The following is a 17,137-nucleotide window of genomic DNA, read 5'->3' on the forward strand; positions in this document are numbered from 1 at the left end:
GCCGTCACCATCGCCATCTCGGCGCACCCGCGCTCCGCAGGGCCTCGGCCATCGGGCTCATAACCTTCCGCCGATGGCGGTTGCGAGACCGCATCCCGGGCCGGAGATGGATCCTGCGCGCGATGGATGTCCTGGCACACGCGCAACGATCGGTCTCAGGGATCGACGTGTACCCGGCCGCTCTCGAAGACAAGTTCAGGCGAGCAGGACAGCGAGGATCCCGGCCGAGAGGACGTAGGCGATCCACAGCAGCGCTGGACGTCGGGCCGTCAGAAACACGCGCAGGATCATGAACACCATCATCTGCCCGATCAGCAGCACGCAGACCTGTCCCTCGAAACGACCTGCCGCACGCCACCAGGATCGGTCCTCCGGCACCGCCCGCCCTTCCACCAACAGGGTGCCGGCCGCGGCCAGCGCCAGCGTGAGCAAAGCGGCGACCGCGATGTGTCGCGGGACGCGGAAGCGCGGCCGCGCCGCCTGCCGCCGGTGCCAAGACGCGATCTCGACGGCATAGAAGCCGACGACGGGCGTCGCGAGGGCCGCGCCCACGATCGCGATCTTCGTCGGCAGCGGCCTGGACGCCAATGCCCGACAGCGCGCGACGCGGCTGACCCAGACGAGATGCGCGACGATCACACCCCCAAGCAGGACGATCGCGATCCAGAGGAGTCGCAGGACGCCGGCGAGGGCGTCGCTATTGATGAACATTCCGTGCCTCCGCCGACGCGGCAGATGCGACCGAACTTACCGCCGCCAAGGGTCGCGCGGCAGCACCCGACTTGTCCAACCTCCGGATCTCGGCTGCATCGTCGGCGGATGCTGCATCACAGCCCGAGATGGCGGGCTCACGAGCGGCCGAAGGCCCGCGCGGCGGGCCAGATCGCGGCTCGGTCTCGGGGATCCAGATCGCGCGTCCGACCGCGCAGGGCGGTGGACTGTTGCCTTTCGACAGTCGCAAACCGTTCATTCGCCTGCCTCCAGCGGCGGCCCAACCGTCGCCCATCGGATCACCGCCGGCCCGTGCGCATCCACGCCTTGGGTTCGGAGCCCGACCGGCACTGGGTCACCGTCAGATGGCCGAGTGATTACGAGGACGGTCCGTGGACATGACCGTGATGATCCGAGATTCCGGGAGCAGGAGAGCCAGCACGCGCGCCGGCCGGGTCCGCAATGCTGCAGACCCTCCGCCATGGCCGCAGGGCGGGTGACTATCGAAAACCGAAGGGGGCCCGTCCACAACTTGAATTCTTGGCAGAGCACGTTCTTTCAGGTTGTATAGTGCCAGTGCTCGATATCCGCGCGCTGCATCGATGTTTACGAGATTTTTATAAGAGTCGGGCCATTGGACTGGTTGGATCGCCGTCATTCAATAGTTCAGGGTCATCATGAAAACGCTTTCGCGGCTGAGCACGCGCCTTCCCGCGACAACCGTCGGCCTCGCGCTTCTGAGCGCCACCGCCATGGGTGGATTCAGCTGGTACTCGGCGCGGTCGGGCTTGATCACCGCGGCGCACGAGCGCCTCGAACTCGCCGCGGCGGCGCGCCGGGACGCGATCGAGCTGGTGGCGGACCGGATGCAGGCGGACTTCCAGGCGGTGGCGACCCATCCGCAGATCGTCTCGAATTTCACGGACCTGATCGAGAATCTCGACCCTGCGAAGCCCGACACCGCGAGCGTCATCGAGGCGTTCCAAGCGCCTCAGACGGCTGAGGCGCGGATCGCCCTCGACGGCAGCGGCATGACGTCGATGTATGCCCGGCGCCACGTCAAGGTCCAGGAAGTGGCCCACAAGCTCGTGGCCCAGCCCGGCTACGCCGACCTGATGTTCGTCGATAACAACGGCCGGATCGTCTACACCACGACCAAGGGCGCCGATTTCGCCAAATCGGTCTCGGAGGATGGCTTGGCGGGCTCGGCGCTCGCGCGGCTCGTCGAGCGTCTCAAGTCCGCCGATCCGGGCGCGGTTCTCTTCGAGGATTTCGCCGCCTACCCGGTGGATGGGACCCCGGCTGCCTTCATCGGCCGTGTCATGACCAAGCGGGCGAACGTCGCCATGGGCACGGCGCAGGCGGCCGAGCGGACCGGCTACATCGTCATGCGGGTCACGCCGACCCTGTTCGATCAAACGCTGTCCAAGCGGACCGGTCTCGGCGAGACCGGGCAGATCCTGGCGGTCGGGACAGACGGGCTGTTGCGCAGCAACCCACCGCTGAACCCGGCTCTGCATGCCGGTGCAGGCCTCGCCGGAATCGGCCTGGCCGCCGACCGGATCAAGGTCGGCGGTCCGGTCGATTTCACGGCCGAGAACGGCGCACACATGGCGGCCGCCTCGCCGGTGACGGTCCTCGGCGCGCCCTGGACCGTGCTGGCTGAGCAGACCCAGGCGGAGGCGATCAATGCCGTGCAGGCCCTGTCTCGGACGCTGATCCTGACCGGTCTCATCGTCCTGGCCGTCACGGCGGTGCTCGGCCTGCTGCTCGCGCGCTCGATCGTGTCGCCGCTGGGAGCCCTGACCCGCGCGCTGAAGGCCCTCGCCGACCGCCAGGCCCTGACCGACGTTCCCGGCAGCAAGAGGCGGGACGAGATCGGCGACATCGCCCGCGCGGTCGTCACCATCCGCGACATGTCGCTTGAGGATGCCGCCCAGCAGCTTCAGACGACCGAGGCCGCGCGTCTGCGCGAGGAGCAGAGCCGCCGCGCCATGCTGAAAGACCTCGCCGACGGCTTCGAACGCTCGGTCGGGGCGATCGTCGAGGGCCTGACGGGGGCCGTCACGGAGCTTCAGGGAGCCTCGGGTACCATGCGGAGTGCGGTCGCGGGCACGTCCGAACGCTCGACCAGCGTCGCCAGTGCCGCCCAGCAGACCTCCGAGAACGTCAACACCGTTGCGGCCGCGGCCGAGGAACTCGGCGCCACCGTGCAGGAGATCGGCCGCCAGGTCGAGCAGGCGGCCGGGATGTCGGCGACGGCCGTCGGTGAGGCGCGTCGGGCCGAGCAGACCATGACGGAGCTGGCCGCCGCGGCGACGCGGATCGGCGACGTCGTCGGGATGGTCTCGACGATTGCCGGTCAGACCAATCTGCTGGCCCTGAACGCCACGATCGAGGCAGCCCGGGCCGGCGAGGCCGGGCGCGGCTTCGCGGTGGTCGCCTCCGAGGTCAAGGAACTCGCCGCCCAGACCAGCCGGGCCACCGAGGAGATCAGCCGGCAGGTCGCGGCGATCCAGACCGTCACCGGCGATGCGGCCGGTGCGATCCAGGGAGTCACGGCTCAGATCGAGGCGATGAATCACGTGTCGACCAGCATCGCGGCCGCGGTGGATCAGCAGGGCGTCACCACGCAGGACATCGTCCGCAGCATGGGCCAGGCGTCCGCCGGCACCGGCACGATGACCGTCGAGATCGCCGAGGTCGCCCGGGTCGCGGGCGATGCGGGTCAGGCCGCGGCTTCGGTTGCTCAGGCGTCCGATGCCCTGGCGACGCGCTCGGAGCAGCTCCGCGCCGAGGTGGCGCAGTTCCTGCGCAACGTGCGGGCCGCGTAGACCGGACGAGACCCGAGGCGGCCTCAGGCCGCCTCGGCCGGACGCGGCACGGGCTTCTGCGCCGCGCGCCCCGCGAAGGCCTGTGCGGCCAGGGGCAGTTCGATCGCGGCGCAGAGCCCGCCCCCGGGGCGATTTTCCAGCTGCAGGCGCCCGTTATGGGCCTCGACGATCGCCTGCACGATCGACAGGCCGAGTCCGAAGCCGCTGGCCTCGTTGAGGTTGCGGGCGCGGTCGCCGCGCACGAAGGGCTGGAGCATGGCCTCCCGCTCCGCCTCGGGAATCCCGGGGCCCGAATCCAGGATGCAGACCCGGACACCGCGCTCGGACGCTTCCATCTGGACTTCGGCGCGGCCGCCGTACTTCACGGCGTTGTCCACGAGGTTGGTCACCGCCCGCTGGAGTTCCTCGGGCCTTCCCTGGACCAGGACGTGCCGGCTGCGGCTGACGCTGACCGGGGATCCGAAATCCGAGAAGTCGTCGCAGACCGTCTGGACCACCGATGCGAGGTCCACGAGGCTGTGGCTGTTCGCATCCCGGATCTGGCCGTCGCGCACGAAGGAGAGCGCCGCCTCGACGAGGCCGTTCATCTGGTCGAGGTCGCGCAGGGTGGAGGCCCGGGCGTGCTCGTCCTCGATGAACTCGGCGCGCAGGCGGAGCCGGGTGATCGGCGTGCGCAGGTCATGGCTGATCGCCGCCAGCATCTGCGTCCGGTCGTCGATCAGGCGGCGCACCCGCGACCGCATCCGATCCAGCGCCCGGGATACGGCGAGCACCTCGCGCGGGCCCGCCTCCGGCAGCGCCACGTGGTCGTCGCGGGCGCCGAACGCCTCGGCGGCACCGGCGAGCCGCTTCAGCGGCGCCGTGAGGGCCCGGGTGGCCCAGACGCAGAGCAGCGCCAGGGTCAGCGCCAGGAAGACGACGGTGAAGATCAGCGCACCCTGGCGGGGCCCACGGAGGGGATCGTTCGGCAGCGTCGCCTGGAGCCGCGCGCCCGCCGGCGTGACGATGCCGATATGCAGCCGCGCGTCCGACCGCTCCCCGTCCGGATCGGCCGCGGAGAGGTCGGTGATCGTCACCGGCCGGCCGGCGCCGTTGCGCAGCCGCCGGATCACCGGCAGGTCGGGCGGCGACGTCGCCCCCGGCAATACGGTGCCGTCCCAGGGCTCGACATGGATCAGCGGCAGGCTGCGACCGCTCGCGAGCAGGGCCGGCCGCGCCGCCGGATTGGCGGCGTCCAGCAGTCTCACCAGCACTCCGAGGCGGCTCGCGGCCACACCCGGCAGCGTGTCGGGGTTCTGCGATTCGTGCAGAATCAGGAATGCCGCGGTGGCGACCACATGGGCGACCGCGATGCCGGCGACCACGAGCAGCGCGATCTGGCCCGCGATGGTCTTCGGACGCAGCCGCGCGCGAAGACGGCGCAGACCGCTCATGACCGCGTGACCTCCGGCGTGAACAGATAGCCGCCCGACCGGATCGTGCGGATGAATTCCGGATTGCGGGTGTCGCGCTCGATCTTCTGACGGATCCGGGAGATCAGCACGTCGATGCTGCGTTCGAACGGGCCGGCGGAGCGGCCCTGCGTGAGGTCGAGGAGTTGGTCCCGCGACAGAACCCGCCCGGGCCGGAGGCAAAGGGCGTGCAGGAGATCGAACTCCGCCCCGGTGATCGAGATGCGGGCGCCCTCGGGGGACAGAACCTGGCGCAGGGACACGTCGAGCGTCCAGCCCGAGAAATGCAGCCGCCGCCGCTCGTCCGCGTCGGGGGCCTCGGCCGCGACCCGCCGCAGGATCGCGCGGATGCGGGCGAGCAGCTCCCGTGGGTTGAACGGCTTGGCGAGGTAATCGTCGGCGCCGAGCTCCAGGCCGAGGATCCGGTCCACCTCCTCGGATTTCGCCGTCAGGATCAGGATCGGGATCTGCGACGTGCCGCGCAGGCGCTTGCACAGGCTCAGTCCGTCCTCGCCGGGAAGCATCAGGTCGAGGACGATCAGGTCGATCCGCGCTTCCGCAAGGACCCGGTCCATCTCGGCCCCGTCACCCGCCAGCGTGACCCGGCAATCGTTGCCGCGCAGGTAGCGCGCGATCAGGGCCGAGATCTCTCGATCGTCCTCGACCACGAGGATGTGGGGTGTTGCGGGTGCGTTCATCGCGAAGGAATCGGTCAGCGGTTCGGCCTGCATCATCAGGCTATTATGGCCCGATCCGCCGATTATTCGAAGGTGGACGACGGAACCAATTTGTAAGCGCGTGTTTCCCGCACGGGCCTCAACTGAGTTGCCACATGGCGTCAAACCATACGGGGGTAACGATGACCGGATCCGAGGATCGGAAGGACCTGATCGCGCCGCAGCCGCCGGAACTCGCCTCGCCCTGGCGGACCGAGGCCCGGGCGGCGCTTCAGGCCGAGGCCCGCGCCTTCGCGCGCGACACGGTGCTGCCGATGGCCGACACGCTCGACCGGCAGAAGGCCGAGATGCCGCGTACGCTCATCGACGCCATGGCCGAGAAGGGCTGGTTCGGCATCACGATCCCCGCGGAGCACGGCGGCCTGGGCCTCGGCGTGTTCGAGTACTGCCTCGTCTCGGAGGAACTGGCACGGGCGTGGCTCTCGGTAGGCAGCATCCTGGCGCGCGGCCAGGGGCTGGGCACCCAGACCCTCGACGCGGAGCGCCGGGCGGAGCTGCTTCGCCGTTCGGCCCGGGGACACTGGATCGGCTCGATCTCCCTGTCGGAGCCCAATGCCGGCTCCGACCTCGCCGGCGTGCAGACCCGGGCGGTGCGGGACGGCGACCTCTGGCGGCTCACCGGCACCAAGCGCTGGGCCGGCTTCGCCAAGGGCGCCGATTTCATCGAGGTCCTCGCGCGCACCCGCGACCCGGAGCCCGGGGAATCGCGCTCCGCCGGCCTGGAGCCGTTTCTGGTGCTTAAGGAACGCGACAGCTTCCCGCCCGGCGTGACCGGGAGGGTGATCGACAAGATCGGCTACCACGGCTTCCAGACCTTCGAACTGACCCTCGAGGACGTGTGCGTGCCCGAGAGCGACCGGCTCACCGGACTCTACGGCGACCAGGGAGCGGACGCGGATTCCGGCGGCTTCGCCGCGGTGCAGCGCGGCCTCAACATCGCCCGGGTCCACACGGCGGCCCGGGCCGTCGGCGTCGCGCGGGCGGCGGTCGAGGATTGCCAGAGCTATCTTCAGGAGCGGGTCCAGTTCGGCCACCCGATCGGCGATTTCCAGGCTCTGCGCTTCGCCCTTGCCGACATGGCGGCCGAGGTCGCGCAGGCGCGGGCCTTCTGGCATCAGGTCGCCCACCTCCTCGACCAGGGCGAGGCCGCCGAGAGCGAATCGGCGATGGTGAAGCTCCTGGCCACCGAGATGGCGGTGCGGGTCACCAACCAGGCGATGCAGCTGCACGGCGGCAACGGCTACACCACCGAGCGTCGGGTCGAGCGCTACTGGCGCGACGCGCGGCTGACCACGATCTTCGAGGGCACGAGCGAGATCCAGCGCCGGATCATCAGCGACCGGATGCTGCCCCGGCCGGCGGCCTGATCGCTCGTGCGGCGAATCGTCGAGCGGGACTCCCCGCCCGGCGCACTCCGGCTACCTCAGGACTCTGTACTGCCCGGCGGACCGGGTGCCGCCAGCCGGAAGCCCTGTGTCGAAGCCCATCAGCGATTACGCCCTCATCGGTGACACCCATTCCTGCGCGCTGATCGCCCGCGACGGATCGATCGACTGGCTGTGCTGGCCACGTCACGATTCGCCGGCCCTGTTCGTGAAGCTCCTCGACGACGACACGGGTGGCTCGTGCAGCGTCGCCTTCGACGGGCCGACCGAGGCCGTGCGCCGCTACCTGCCCGACACCAACATCCTGGAGACGACCTTCACGACGGCGACCGGCCGGGCGCGCCTCGTCGACCTGATGCCGGTCAACCCGCCGAGCCCGGAGCCCGACGAGGGCCCGGATGGCGAGAGCGAGAGCCGGCTGATCCGGCTGCTCACCTGCGAGCAGGGCCGGGTGACGGGCGCGTTCCGGGTGCGGCCGACCTTCGATTATGCGCGACGCCCCTGCACGCCCCTGATGGCGGGCGGGTCCGTCCTGTTCGAGGCCGGAGACTGGCGTCTGCGCGTCAACGCGCAGCCCTGTCCCACCCTCGACGGCGATGCCGCCGAAGTGCGGTTCAGCCTGTCGGCCGGAGAGACCGCCTATCTGGTCCTGACCCATGGCGAGGATCAGGACGAGGCCTGCATCGAGGATTACGCCGGCGCCCGACGCCGTCTGGAGACCACCGCCGATTACTGGCGTCGCTGGTGCGCCCGCAGCACCTATCGCGGCGCCTACCGGGAGGCGGTGATGCGGTCCGCCCTGTGCCTGAAGCTGCTGACCTACTCGCCCTCGGGCGGGATCGTGGCAGCGGCCACCGCCGGTCTGCCCGAGGCGGTGCCGGGCAACCGCAACTACGACTACCGGTTCACCTGGATGCGGGACGCCGCCTTCACGGTCACCGCCTTCGTGATGCTGGGCTACGTCCGCGAGGCGTCTGAATTCCTGCGCTTCCTGCGCGAGCGCGACGGCACCTACGGGCGGGAGACCCGGCTGATGTACGGCATCGCCGACGGCATGCCGCCGGAGGAGGAGCTGAGCCATCTCGCGGGCTGGAACGGCGTGCGGCCGGTGGTGATCGGCAACGTCGCCGAGGCTCAGGACCAGCACGACATCTACGGCGAGTTGCTCCGGGCGCTGTGCATCTTCCTTGAGGCGGTGGACTACGACCCGCCCGAGAAGGTCAACGACCGCCTGCCGGAAGTGCTGCACAACCTCACCGCCCGCGCCATCCGTCACCGCCACGATGCGGATCACGGCATCTGGGAGCTGCGCACCGGGCCGCGACAGCAGGTCCACACCAAGGCGATGATCTGGGTGGCCCTGAGGGACGCCGCCCGGATCGCCCGCAACATCGCGGGCGTGGCCGCGGAGACGATTGCCGAATGGGAGCGGATCGCTGCCGAGATCCGGGCGGAGTATCTCGAACAGGGCTGGAACGCGGAGAAGCAGGCCTATGTCGGCGCCTACGGCTCGCATCATCTCGATGCCGCGGTGTTGCGCGCGGCCCTGTTCGGCGCCCTCGATCCGACGGAGCCGCGCATGCGGGCGACCCTCGCGGCGGTCGAGCGGGAACTCGGTGTCGGCGACCTGATCTATCGCTACCGCATGGAGGACGGCCTGGAGGGTGACGAGGGCACCTTCACGGCCTGCGCCTTCTGGCGGGTCGGCTGTCTCGCTCTCGGCGGACGGGCGGCCGAGGCCAAGGCCGCTTTCGAGCGGCTGATCGCCCGGGCCAACGATGTCGGGCTGCTCGCGGAGGAGATCGATCCGGCCACCGGGGCGCAGCGCGGGAACATGCCGCAGGGCTTCTCCCACATGGCCCTGATCAACGCGGCGCTGCGGCTCGAGAGCAGCATCGCGCGCTTCGGCGCCGACGATGGTGCCGATGCCATGGCCTCGGCGGCGGAATAGGGATCCGGATCTGCGATGGCACCCACCCGTCGGGCCGGGGCTTCGTCTCGACTTCCGCGTATGGGCGCGGATCGCGCTGGTGCCCCTCAGCCTGACGCCGCCGCGTTGGCGGTCCGCACGGATACGCCCTGCGATGCAGCCTCTCTCCGCCCTCCGGAGAGAGATGATGTCACGCGAAGGCATTCGGCGGTGGATCGCGGCGGTTCGCCACGCGATGGGCACCGGCCGCATCGGCCGGCAGAGCAGCCCTAGCCAGAACCACAGCCGCATCAGCAGGTCTCCAATGGCGCCCCTGATCGGGCTGCCTCCGGGCCCGGCGCACGGTCCCCTCGAACTTCGGGACATCTGGGCCGTTCCTGTGCCGCAGCACGCAGCACGGACACTTGTATGACCCGCACCACCATGGCCTTCGCCGGCGTCCTGAGCATCGTTCTGGCCGGCCCTGCCGTTGCCCAGGTGGTCACTGGAGGCGCCGGCAACACCGGTGTCGCCCCACCCGCGACGGTCGGCGGCGTCGCCCCCGGCACCCGGGATCTGGGCCCCAGCCCGATCACACGGGGGAACGAAGCCAATCCCAGCAACTCCTCGGTGCCGGGCACGACGCCAGATGTGAACATCGGCGGCACGCCCACCAGCGGGCCGCCCGGCACCGGGGGGACATCCGGCGGCCCATCGCTCGGTCGATAGCGGTGGGTGCTATCCCCGCTGCTGACCAGCAGATCTGTGAGGTGAAGGTGGGCGAGGCGTGGACGCCGGTTAGCCTCGCGGAGGCACGCGGATTGTACACGATGACCCCGAAGCGATGCCCGGCCTGCCATGGCCAAGTGATCGTCGCCGGGAGCTACACCGGCACCGGTCGTTTGAAGCTACAGCACCGCCGCGCGCATACCGGCTGCCCCCTGAGGCCTCAGGGCTATGTTGGGACGCCGTCACCGCACCCCCAGGCGCTGACCTGACGGCGAAGCCTCGGCGGCTCGGCCCCCTCCCCGCTCCGTTCAGGGGCCGGAGAGCATCCGATCTCGTTGGCGATGAGCCGATCCGCAACATGGCTTGCAACCATGGTGCTTGGGTTCGGTTAGGGGGCGTCGCCAGCTGACCTGATCGGCTGGCGTCGGACCGGGCTGATCGAGAGGGTCGGCCCGGTCCGGAGGCGGCGGACCTGCGGCGCGCTCCACGTCGGCGTCCGGCCGCAGAGCCTCTGGGCTGATGCTCTGGATACATCCCGGCGGCCCCCTCACGGGGTCAGCATCGGCTTCTTTGTCAGCGGATGGGCCGCGGATCAGCCGCGACCGCCGCCTGGCCGACTTTCGGCCGTCAATGCCCCAGGCTGCCCTGGCTTCAGCCGCAGGGCCGATCGTCGTTCCTGGAAGAGAATTAGCGGGCCCCGAGGCCGAAGCCTCGGGTTCTGTTGCTAGGCGTGCCCACGCCCCGGAAGATTACGCCGCGAGGCGCATCTCCATGCCGACGTTGTCGTTGGCATTTAGAGTTTTGGTCAGGTGCTCGGAACGAGGGTTACCCGCGCCGAACCGGTCGAGTCCTTACCGAAAGCCGCATCTTACCCTGCCGAGGCAGGGCAGAACTCGCGATCCCTTTACCGTCCAGTCGAACCTGTTTCGCCCCCAGCAGAAGCATCCTGGCAGCGCGCTGTCCGCAACGCCGGACGCTCGCCCTCACCTCCGTGCGGTATCCGGGGCAGGATGCTTCTGGTGGAGGCGCCGGGTACCGCCCCCGGGTCCTGAAACGTTATTATGAACCGGTCATCAACCTCGCGGACACCTTACGCAGAAAGCGGCGCTCAGGTCTACTAACCCACCGCCTGCCATGGCCGGACGGCTATGCCCTGACGTCTCAGTCCCCTGGCTCGACCGCGAACCGCGGGTCTGACCGGAACCGCCCCGGCCGGCCGTGCGGGGACGGGCCTCTGATCCTCAGCACGACCCACCTTGAACCGCCCGGCTCCGGCCGCGGCAGTTTATTCGTGTCTGGTGTCCTGCTGGCCTGCAGCGTGCGTCGGTTCGACCGTTTCTTCCAGGCCAATGAGCCCCGCCGGCATCACCGTGCGGGGCTTTCTGCGGATCACCCAGACCGTCACGATGAGCTGCCAGTGACGGCCGCAAATCAGCGCGATCAGTTCTGAGGGCGTCGATGAAGGAAAGCTAAACGACTCGCCCCGCTTACCATGTGCCTACCAGACTGAATTACCGGTAATCAGGAAGTGGTCTAGATCTTGGTGGGCGCACTAGGGTTCGAACCTAGGACCCGCTGATTAAGAGCCGTTTTTGGGGGCATCACATAGGCTCTCACATCAGAACATCTCGGGCGTCCAAAGCCCATGCGTTTCCGGGCGTTGACGCGGTTTGTACGTCCTCGATAATAACACGGGGTAACGGCCCTTAACAGGCCATCCGTGTTACCCCCGGGCTACCCAAAGCGGGCCAACTGATGGTGTCGCCGGCGTATCCTCGGGCTCAAGAGAGCCTAGATGCCGGCCTTCACCGCGCGCGCCGTCGAGTTGCAGAAGCCGGATCCTGGCAAGCGTCTCGAAATTGCCGATAGCACGTTGCCGGGCTTCTACTTGGTCGTCCAGCCATCCGGCGCCAAAAGCTGGGCCGTGCGGTATCGGGCGGATGGAAAGTCCCGCAAGCTCACCCTTGGCCCCTACCCTCGCCTTGGCCTCGCGGATGCCCGAGAGCGGGCGCGTACAGCTCTGCAGGCGGTATCCGAGGGTCGTGACCCTGCCGGCGAACGGACGGCGGTCCTGCAGGAGCAGGCCGCCGCCGCACGCCTCACGTTCGGTGCTGTGGTCGCCGACTTCATCCAGCGCTACGCCAAGCCTCGTAATCGCAGTTGGCCTGAGGCCGAGCGGCTTCTCAGCCGCGGCGATCTTGCCCCGTGGCAGGATCGGGACGTGCGCTCGATAGGTCGGCGCGACGTCCTCGACGTGATTGACGCCATGGTCGAGCGCGGTGCCCCGGTTCAGGCCAATCGCCAATTCGCTGCCATGCGGAAGCTGTTCGGTTGGGCGGTCGAGCGGGGCATCCTTGAGACCTCGCCCATGGCGACGCTCAAGCCGCCCTCGCCTGAGGTCGCTCGGGACCGCGTGCTCACTGACGCCGAGCTGCGGGCCATTTGGATGGCAGCCTCCGAGATCGGCTACCCCTTCGGCCACGCTGTGCAGTTGCTGATCCTCACCGGCCAGCGTCGCGCCGAGGTGCTTGAGGCGGAATGGCGCGAATTCGATTTCGATTACCGCCAGTGGACGATCCCGCGCCAGCGCGCGAAGAACGACCGCGCGCATGTGGTTGCCCTGTCTGAGGCCGTCGTAGCGATCCTGAGTGCCCTCCCCCGTATCGGGCAGCCTGCGCGCTTCCTCTTCACCACCACAGGCGCAACGCCGTTTTCCGGCATCAGCAAGGCGACGGAGCGGCTCTCGAAGTTGGCGGCTGCTCACATGCCGGCCGGGCAGGAAATCGAGCCCTGGCGCCTCCATGATCTTCGTCGCACCTTCGCCAGCGGCTGCGCGCGGCTCGGCGTCGGCATCCACGTGGTCGAGAAAATCCTCAACCACACCTCTGGTACCTTCGGAGGCATTGTGGGTGTTTATCAGCGGCATGACTTCGCGGACGAACGTCAGGCTGCTCAGTCTAAGTGGGCCGATTTTGTCACGAAGCTATGCAAATCTGCGGCTGAGATCTCAGACAGATGAGCGATCTCAAAGTGTTCGACACCTATGAGAGCGCCGAGAGGCATTGGGTCGCTCATGACAAAATCGATTTTCGCGGCGTCGAAGATGAGTTGGCTTTCAAGATCGACGCACCAAGTTTTGTAATCGCTCTTGAGACACTCCACATGGTCACAGGCGACGCGCGTTTTCAGGCCGCAGTCGAAGCCTTGCGAGAAGTTGGTGTCGTGTCCGGATATAGTTGGACCAATAAGTCGCCGTTCCCAATCATAAATGGACTTGAAGAACGCCACAAAGCGAAGGCTGCTCGTTTAGTGAGTCTGTTTGTAGAAAACGGGATTTCAGCACGTCTCGCAATCGCAAACACAGCTGTCAATTTGCAATGGCCTGGAAACTCTTTCCCGGCTGCCTTCAAGGCGGTCGAACGCTTGTGGCGAGCTAGCTTGAGGGGCGATGAGTGAGACAGGCGGCACAGGCAAATGTCCTATGACAGGCCGAGAGAAAGATATCAGTACGTGAGCCGCCGTTAATAACGAGGCTCGCCAGATGACAGCGGAAACCAGCTACCTGCCCACAAAGAAGGTGCTCCAACGCTACGGGGTGAGCGCCATGACGCTATGGCGTTGGGAACACGACGCTGCTCTGCCGTTTCCCGCCCCGCTCAAGATCAACAAGCGCAAGTTCTATGAGCTCCCCCGGATCGAGGCGTGGGAGCGCGCTCGGGCAGCTGCGGCGACAGATCCTAAGCCTTCAGCAGCCGAGGCCGCCTGAGAAAGGCGTGAGCGGCAGGACACTCCGTCGCCAGCTTCCACGATCAATACTCCGAAGCTTCTTATCAAGCGGCGCTGCAGCCGTTTTTGATGCGGAAGTCGGAGTATCTGTCTCCAAGCAGGTTGCAAAAATACCGTCTGGTGGGAGTTGCGACCCTGCCGGTCTCAGAATACGCCTGCAGCTAGTGTCCGATAGCCGAGGTATTGCCGCCGCGGAACCTAGATCCAGAATAAGCAACGGCCCCGCCCCTGGCAGGGCGAGGCCGTCAAAACCTGAAGCTCTGTAAGGGCCCCAAGCCACAGCCCTAACAAAGCCATATCGCCCACCTGGGCGTCAACCCGGAAACGCAATTTCCGGGATCGGGTGAGCTTTGCCTGAACCCTGGAACGCGGCCCGAGAGGGTTCGTGAACGATGGTCTATGAGCAGATGCGGCGCGCCATAGAGGCCGCCGCTCCCGACCGGCTGGGCGAAGTCGTCACAGCCGTGTGGAAGGCTTACGGCGCTGGCGGCCTCACAGACGCCGAGGCTGAGCAACTCGAGGGGCTCCTGAACGCCCGACGCGGGGCGGCTCGGGCGGCCCCTACGAAGGCGCAGCACCTTGCGGCCGTCGCGGCGCAGCTCGTGCCGGCGGTCGCCCTGCCCCCTCGAGGGGAAGGAGCGCCACCTGCCCGCGCGCACCATCGTACAGGTTCTCGCCCTCGCACGCCTGATAGCCTTGCCAGGCGCCGCCGTATGGCCGCCGGCGGCTATCTACCCCCGGCACTCGCCGCCGGCTTCACGCAAGGCGAGCTCGCGGTGCTGGCCGTCGTCGCTCTCGAGGTCGGGAAGCGGGGCACATGCACGCTCGCCCTCGGCCACATGGCGGCGCTCGCCGGCGTAAGCGAGACGACGGCGAAGCGGGCCCTGCGCCAGGCGCGCACGCTCGGCCTTGTGACTGTCGAGGAACGGCGCCTCAGCCGTTCGCGCAACGACACCAACGTGCTGCGCGTGGCGAGTCGCGAGTGGGCCGCCTGGCTGCGCCTGCGCCTGCCCCGGGGCAACCACGCGGGCCTGTGCCCTCCTGGGGGCCAGGTAGCGCCCCCCACGAATATCAGAGTTTCTTCTCCAACCTCGGAAGCGCGTTGGAAGCCGGGACAGGGGCTCGCTGCACATCCGAATCGTGCGAGCCGGCCTATAGCGCGCAGGGCAGGCGCGTGAGCCGGCCGCTTCGCTCGCATGGCGAGCGGCCGCCTCACGCTTCCGAAGGGACGAGCTCTTCCTACAGGCCGCGGCTGGCGCCAGCGACGGCGAAGGGCTGCCGAGAGCCGGCGGATGGCCCGAAGCGCGGTGCTCGAGGGATGAACATGGGCGGATCGCGGAAGATTCGATGGGCCTTGAGGAGTACAGGGGCGGCGTACTTCTCCGGGAGTATTTTCAGGGAGGGAGTGTTTACAGCTGCAGGTATCAGATTAGCTTGCCGGCGTCGCTGATATGCGTTCGAAAACGGCACCATACTATGCAGACCAAGCTTCAGAGCCTCAAAGACGCCGCCGCCCGCCAGGACTGGCAGAGCGCCCTTCGGATCGCCGCCAAGTTCGCCGACCTCGGCGAGCACAAGGCGGCCATCGTTCGCGGCCACGAGGCCTACGGGAACGCCCGCTTCGCCAAGCAGCTCGGCCGGGATCCGCAGGGGGATATCGACGCCGGCATCCTGGCGCTCTGCGCCCGCTACCGGCTCAATCACGACGGCAGCCCGTGCGAGGAGCCGAAGGCCTACAGCCTCAAGAGCAACTGCATCCGCGCCGCCCGCAAGGCGCTCGGCGCCGAGGCGCAGGCGGACCGGGACTTCACGCTCACGGCGACGCACGCCGGCTGGGTCTGGGCGCCTGTGTCGGCCGAGCAAGAGGGCCCGCAGGCCCTCTTGCCCCCTACTGACGCCTTGCAGGCCCCGGCTGAGGGCCCGACGCCCGTGATTGAGGCCCCCAAGGCCGTTCCCGCGCCCGAGAAGCCCGCCCGGGCCTCGAGCGAGGCCGTCATCGCCAAGCGCCGGCTCATGCTCAGCGAGGCCGACGCCCGGGGCTTCAGCGCCCGCTGGCTCGGCGCCATGCAGGCCGCGGCCGCCGGCGAGCTGCCCGAGGCGCCCGATTTCAGCAAGCCGACGCACGTGAGCGGCCGGAAATGGCTCGCCGAGGCCGTCGCGCTGCAGGCCGCCGGCGATATCGAGGGCCTGCGGGCGCTCGTGTACGACCCCGAGGGCAGCACGGGCGGCGCGCTGCACCGCTTCGTGCGCTTCAGCATCTCGGCCCTCGAGGCCAAAGACCACGCCCACGCCCGGTAGAGCGCCGCCGCATGTTCATTTTCGTACTGACGGATAAGGATGGCCGGGATGTATTCAAGTTCCGCGCGGAGGCGGTGTTTCAGTTCAACATGACGGACGATTACACATTGTCGGTGGCGAACTATAAAGAGCCTCCGCTGCCCGATGCTGCTGCGGCCAAGGCGAACAATCCAAAGCCTGGCAGGCGCAATCCGAGCGATGAGGCGGAGGGCTAGTGATGGATAGGCTTAGCAGCATCGGGCGCTTCGACCTTCAGCACGCGGCCGAGGCTCGCCGGGACCGCTGGCTTATCCCCTTGCTGGTCGTGCTCGGCATGCTGGCTGGCGCAGCCCTGTTCGCTGCCGGCATGGCCACGGCCTACATGATGCCGCCGCGATGCCAGGCGTCGGCTTGCGCACTGACACATTGACGCGCGCCTCGCCGATCCGGCGCGCCCCGCGTTGCGCCCGTGACCATGCCGATTGGGCCTCAGGCCAGGCAGGAACGGAGCACCGATGACGCACAACAAGGACCGCGCACCCCTGCGTATCGCCCCCGAGGGCGACGCCCCTATCACAAGCCTCGCGAAGGCGTTCTCACGGCTGCCGCGAGAGCAGACGCCCAAAGCCCGGCCATCCACGGGGAGCAGCCTGCCGGCGGTCGGCTCACTCAGCTGATGCCCGGGGCCTGCCTCGCTGGGCAGGCCCTATCCCCCTTCACCTTTGCCATGCGGAGACCAGCCTTCCGCCGGCAGATCCGGAGGCCGAGGGCCGCGAGCTTCGGCCCGAGGCCAGATAGCGCCTCACGAAGGGCGGCCTCGTCCTGCCAGCCCCCGGCGGCCACCAGAGCAGCTGCAGGATGGCGCCCGCCTGCGGCCAGTGGGGCGAGCGTGCGCACGATGCGCTCGCTCGAGCCGAGCCCGCCGGCCGGGCCCTGGATCACGAGAGCGGCGGCGTCGACAGCAAACAGCCTCCCGGCCGGCGGCCTCAGGCGAGATTGCACCCGAGCGCGCAGGGATCGGGCTGCAGCGGCATCACGGGCTGCGACCTCGGCCTTCTCCCGCAGCCGGGCAATCGTCCGTGAGCTCGGCGGCCGCTTCACAGGCGGCGCATTCGGATCCACAGGCGGGATCACAACCCGGATCAGGTTCGAGCTCTCATCAATGTTCATAGCGCCTGTCCGCATATATTATTGAACGAATATGGTGGGTGCGCCGTTCACTCACGAGCCCGAACACGGGCAGACTGAGGGAACGCCTATGCGCATGAAGATTATTGGCCTTGCGGCTGCGCTTACTGTTGTCTTGACCGGCGCGGCT

12 protein-coding genes and 1 other RNA gene are annotated in these 17,137 nt (G+C 68.3%); 9 read left to right on the forward strand and 4 right to left on the reverse strand.

Annotation, left to right across the window (positions count from 1 at the left end):
- Nucleotides 1-195: 195 nt before the first annotated feature.
- Nucleotides 196-711 (reverse strand): hypothetical protein, encoded by a 516-nt coding sequence (locus tag MCBMB27_RS09940; RefSeq protein ID WP_075380319.1) that lies wholly within the window; start codon nucleotides 709-711, stop codon nucleotides 196-198.
- Nucleotides 712-1,388: 677 nt separating this feature from the next.
- On the opposite strand from MCBMB27_RS09940, the gene MCBMB27_RS09945 reads away from it, so the two are divergent.
- Nucleotides 1,389-3,545 carry a methyl-accepting chemotaxis protein gene (locus MCBMB27_RS09945; RefSeq protein WP_043380633.1) on the forward strand — a complete coding sequence of 719 codons (2,157 nt, stop codon included), beginning with the start codon at nucleotides 1,389-1,391 and terminating at the stop codon, nucleotides 3,543-3,545.
- Nucleotides 3,546-3,568: 23 nt separating this feature from the next.
- On the opposite strand, the gene MCBMB27_RS09950 is transcribed toward MCBMB27_RS09945, so the two are convergent.
- Both MCBMB27_RS09950 and MCBMB27_RS09955 read right to left on the reverse strand, forming a co-directional pair.
- Nucleotides 3,569-4,978: an ATP-binding protein gene (locus tag MCBMB27_RS09950; protein ID WP_075380320.1), complete on the reverse strand. Its 1,410-nt coding sequence runs from the start codon at nucleotides 4,976-4,978 to the stop codon at nucleotides 3,569-3,571.
- The gene (locus MCBMB27_RS09955) at nucleotides 4,975-5,730 is read right to left on the reverse strand and encodes a response regulator (RefSeq protein ID WP_170861821.1); all 756 of its coding nucleotides are present in this window, start codon (nucleotides 5,728-5,730) and stop codon (nucleotides 4,975-4,977) included. Before MCBMB27_RS09955 ends, MCBMB27_RS09950 begins: the two co-directional genes overlap by 4 nt.
- A gap of 125 nt (nucleotides 5,731-5,855) precedes the next feature.
- On the opposite strand from MCBMB27_RS09955, the gene MCBMB27_RS09960 reads away from it, so the two are divergent.
- The 3 genes from MCBMB27_RS09960 to MCBMB27_RS09970 all read left to right on the forward strand — a co-directional run bounded on the left by MCBMB27_RS09960 (nucleotide 5,856) and on the right by MCBMB27_RS09970 (nucleotide 9,756).
- Nucleotides 5,856-7,100, forward strand: coding sequence for an acyl-CoA dehydrogenase family protein (locus MCBMB27_RS09960; RefSeq protein WP_075380321.1), 1,245 nt, complete (start codon nucleotides 5,856-5,858; stop codon nucleotides 7,098-7,100).
- A gap of 106 nt (nucleotides 7,101-7,206) precedes the next feature.
- Complete coding sequence (locus MCBMB27_RS09965) at nucleotides 7,207-9,069, forward strand: glycoside hydrolase family 15 protein (protein WP_043380641.1); 1,863 nt, start codon at nucleotides 7,207-7,209, stop codon at nucleotides 9,067-9,069.
- A gap of 387 nt (nucleotides 9,070-9,456) precedes the next feature.
- Complete coding sequence (locus tag MCBMB27_RS09970; protein WP_043345897.1) at nucleotides 9,457-9,756, forward strand: hypothetical protein; 300 nt, start codon at nucleotides 9,457-9,459, stop codon at nucleotides 9,754-9,756.
- An 896-nt stretch (nucleotides 9,757-10,652) separates the two neighbouring features.
- Here the strand turns inward: MCBMB27_RS09970 and ssrA are convergent.
- Nucleotides 10,653-10,825, reverse strand: a transfer-messenger RNA (tmRNA) gene (gene ssrA / locus MCBMB27_RS31085).
- A gap of 726 nt (nucleotides 10,826-11,551) precedes the next feature.
- Here ssrA and MCBMB27_RS09985 point away from each other — a divergent pair.
- The 5 genes from MCBMB27_RS09985 to MCBMB27_RS10000 all read left to right on the forward strand — a co-directional run bounded on the left by MCBMB27_RS09985 (nucleotide 11,552) and on the right by MCBMB27_RS10000 (nucleotide 16,055).
- Nucleotides 11,552-12,775: a tyrosine-type recombinase/integrase gene (locus MCBMB27_RS09985; protein ID WP_075380322.1), complete on the forward strand. Its 1,224-nt coding sequence runs from the start codon at nucleotides 11,552-11,554 to the stop codon at nucleotides 12,773-12,775.
- On the forward strand, nucleotides 12,772-13,212 hold the full coding sequence (locus MCBMB27_RS29540) for a hypothetical protein (protein ID WP_139231571.1): 441 nt from the start codon (nucleotides 12,772-12,774) through the stop codon (nucleotides 13,210-13,212). Before MCBMB27_RS09985 ends, MCBMB27_RS29540 begins: the two co-directional genes overlap by 4 nt.
- An 85-nt stretch (nucleotides 13,213-13,297) precedes the next feature.
- Entirely contained in the window at nucleotides 13,298-13,522 is a 225-nt protein-coding gene (locus MCBMB27_RS29545; protein ID WP_075380323.1) for a helix-turn-helix transcriptional regulator, read from the forward strand.
- Between the two features lie 1,496 nt (nucleotides 13,523-15,018).
- Nucleotides 15,019-15,840, forward strand: a complete 822-nt coding sequence (locus MCBMB27_RS09995; RefSeq protein ID WP_075380324.1) for a hypothetical protein — start codon at nucleotides 15,019-15,021, stop codon at nucleotides 15,838-15,840.
- Nucleotides 15,841-15,851: 11 nt separating this feature from the next.
- The gene (locus MCBMB27_RS10000; RefSeq protein WP_075380325.1) at nucleotides 15,852-16,055 is read left to right on the forward strand and encodes a hypothetical protein; all 204 of its coding nucleotides are present in this window, start codon (nucleotides 15,852-15,854) and stop codon (nucleotides 16,053-16,055) included.
- Nucleotides 16,056-17,137 lie beyond the last annotated feature (1,082 nt).

The sequence above is a fragment of the Methylobacterium phyllosphaerae genome, assembly GCF_001936175.1.
In the GTDB taxonomy this organism is placed as follows: domain Bacteria; phylum Pseudomonadota; class Alphaproteobacteria; order Rhizobiales; family Beijerinckiaceae; genus Methylobacterium; species Methylobacterium fujisawaense.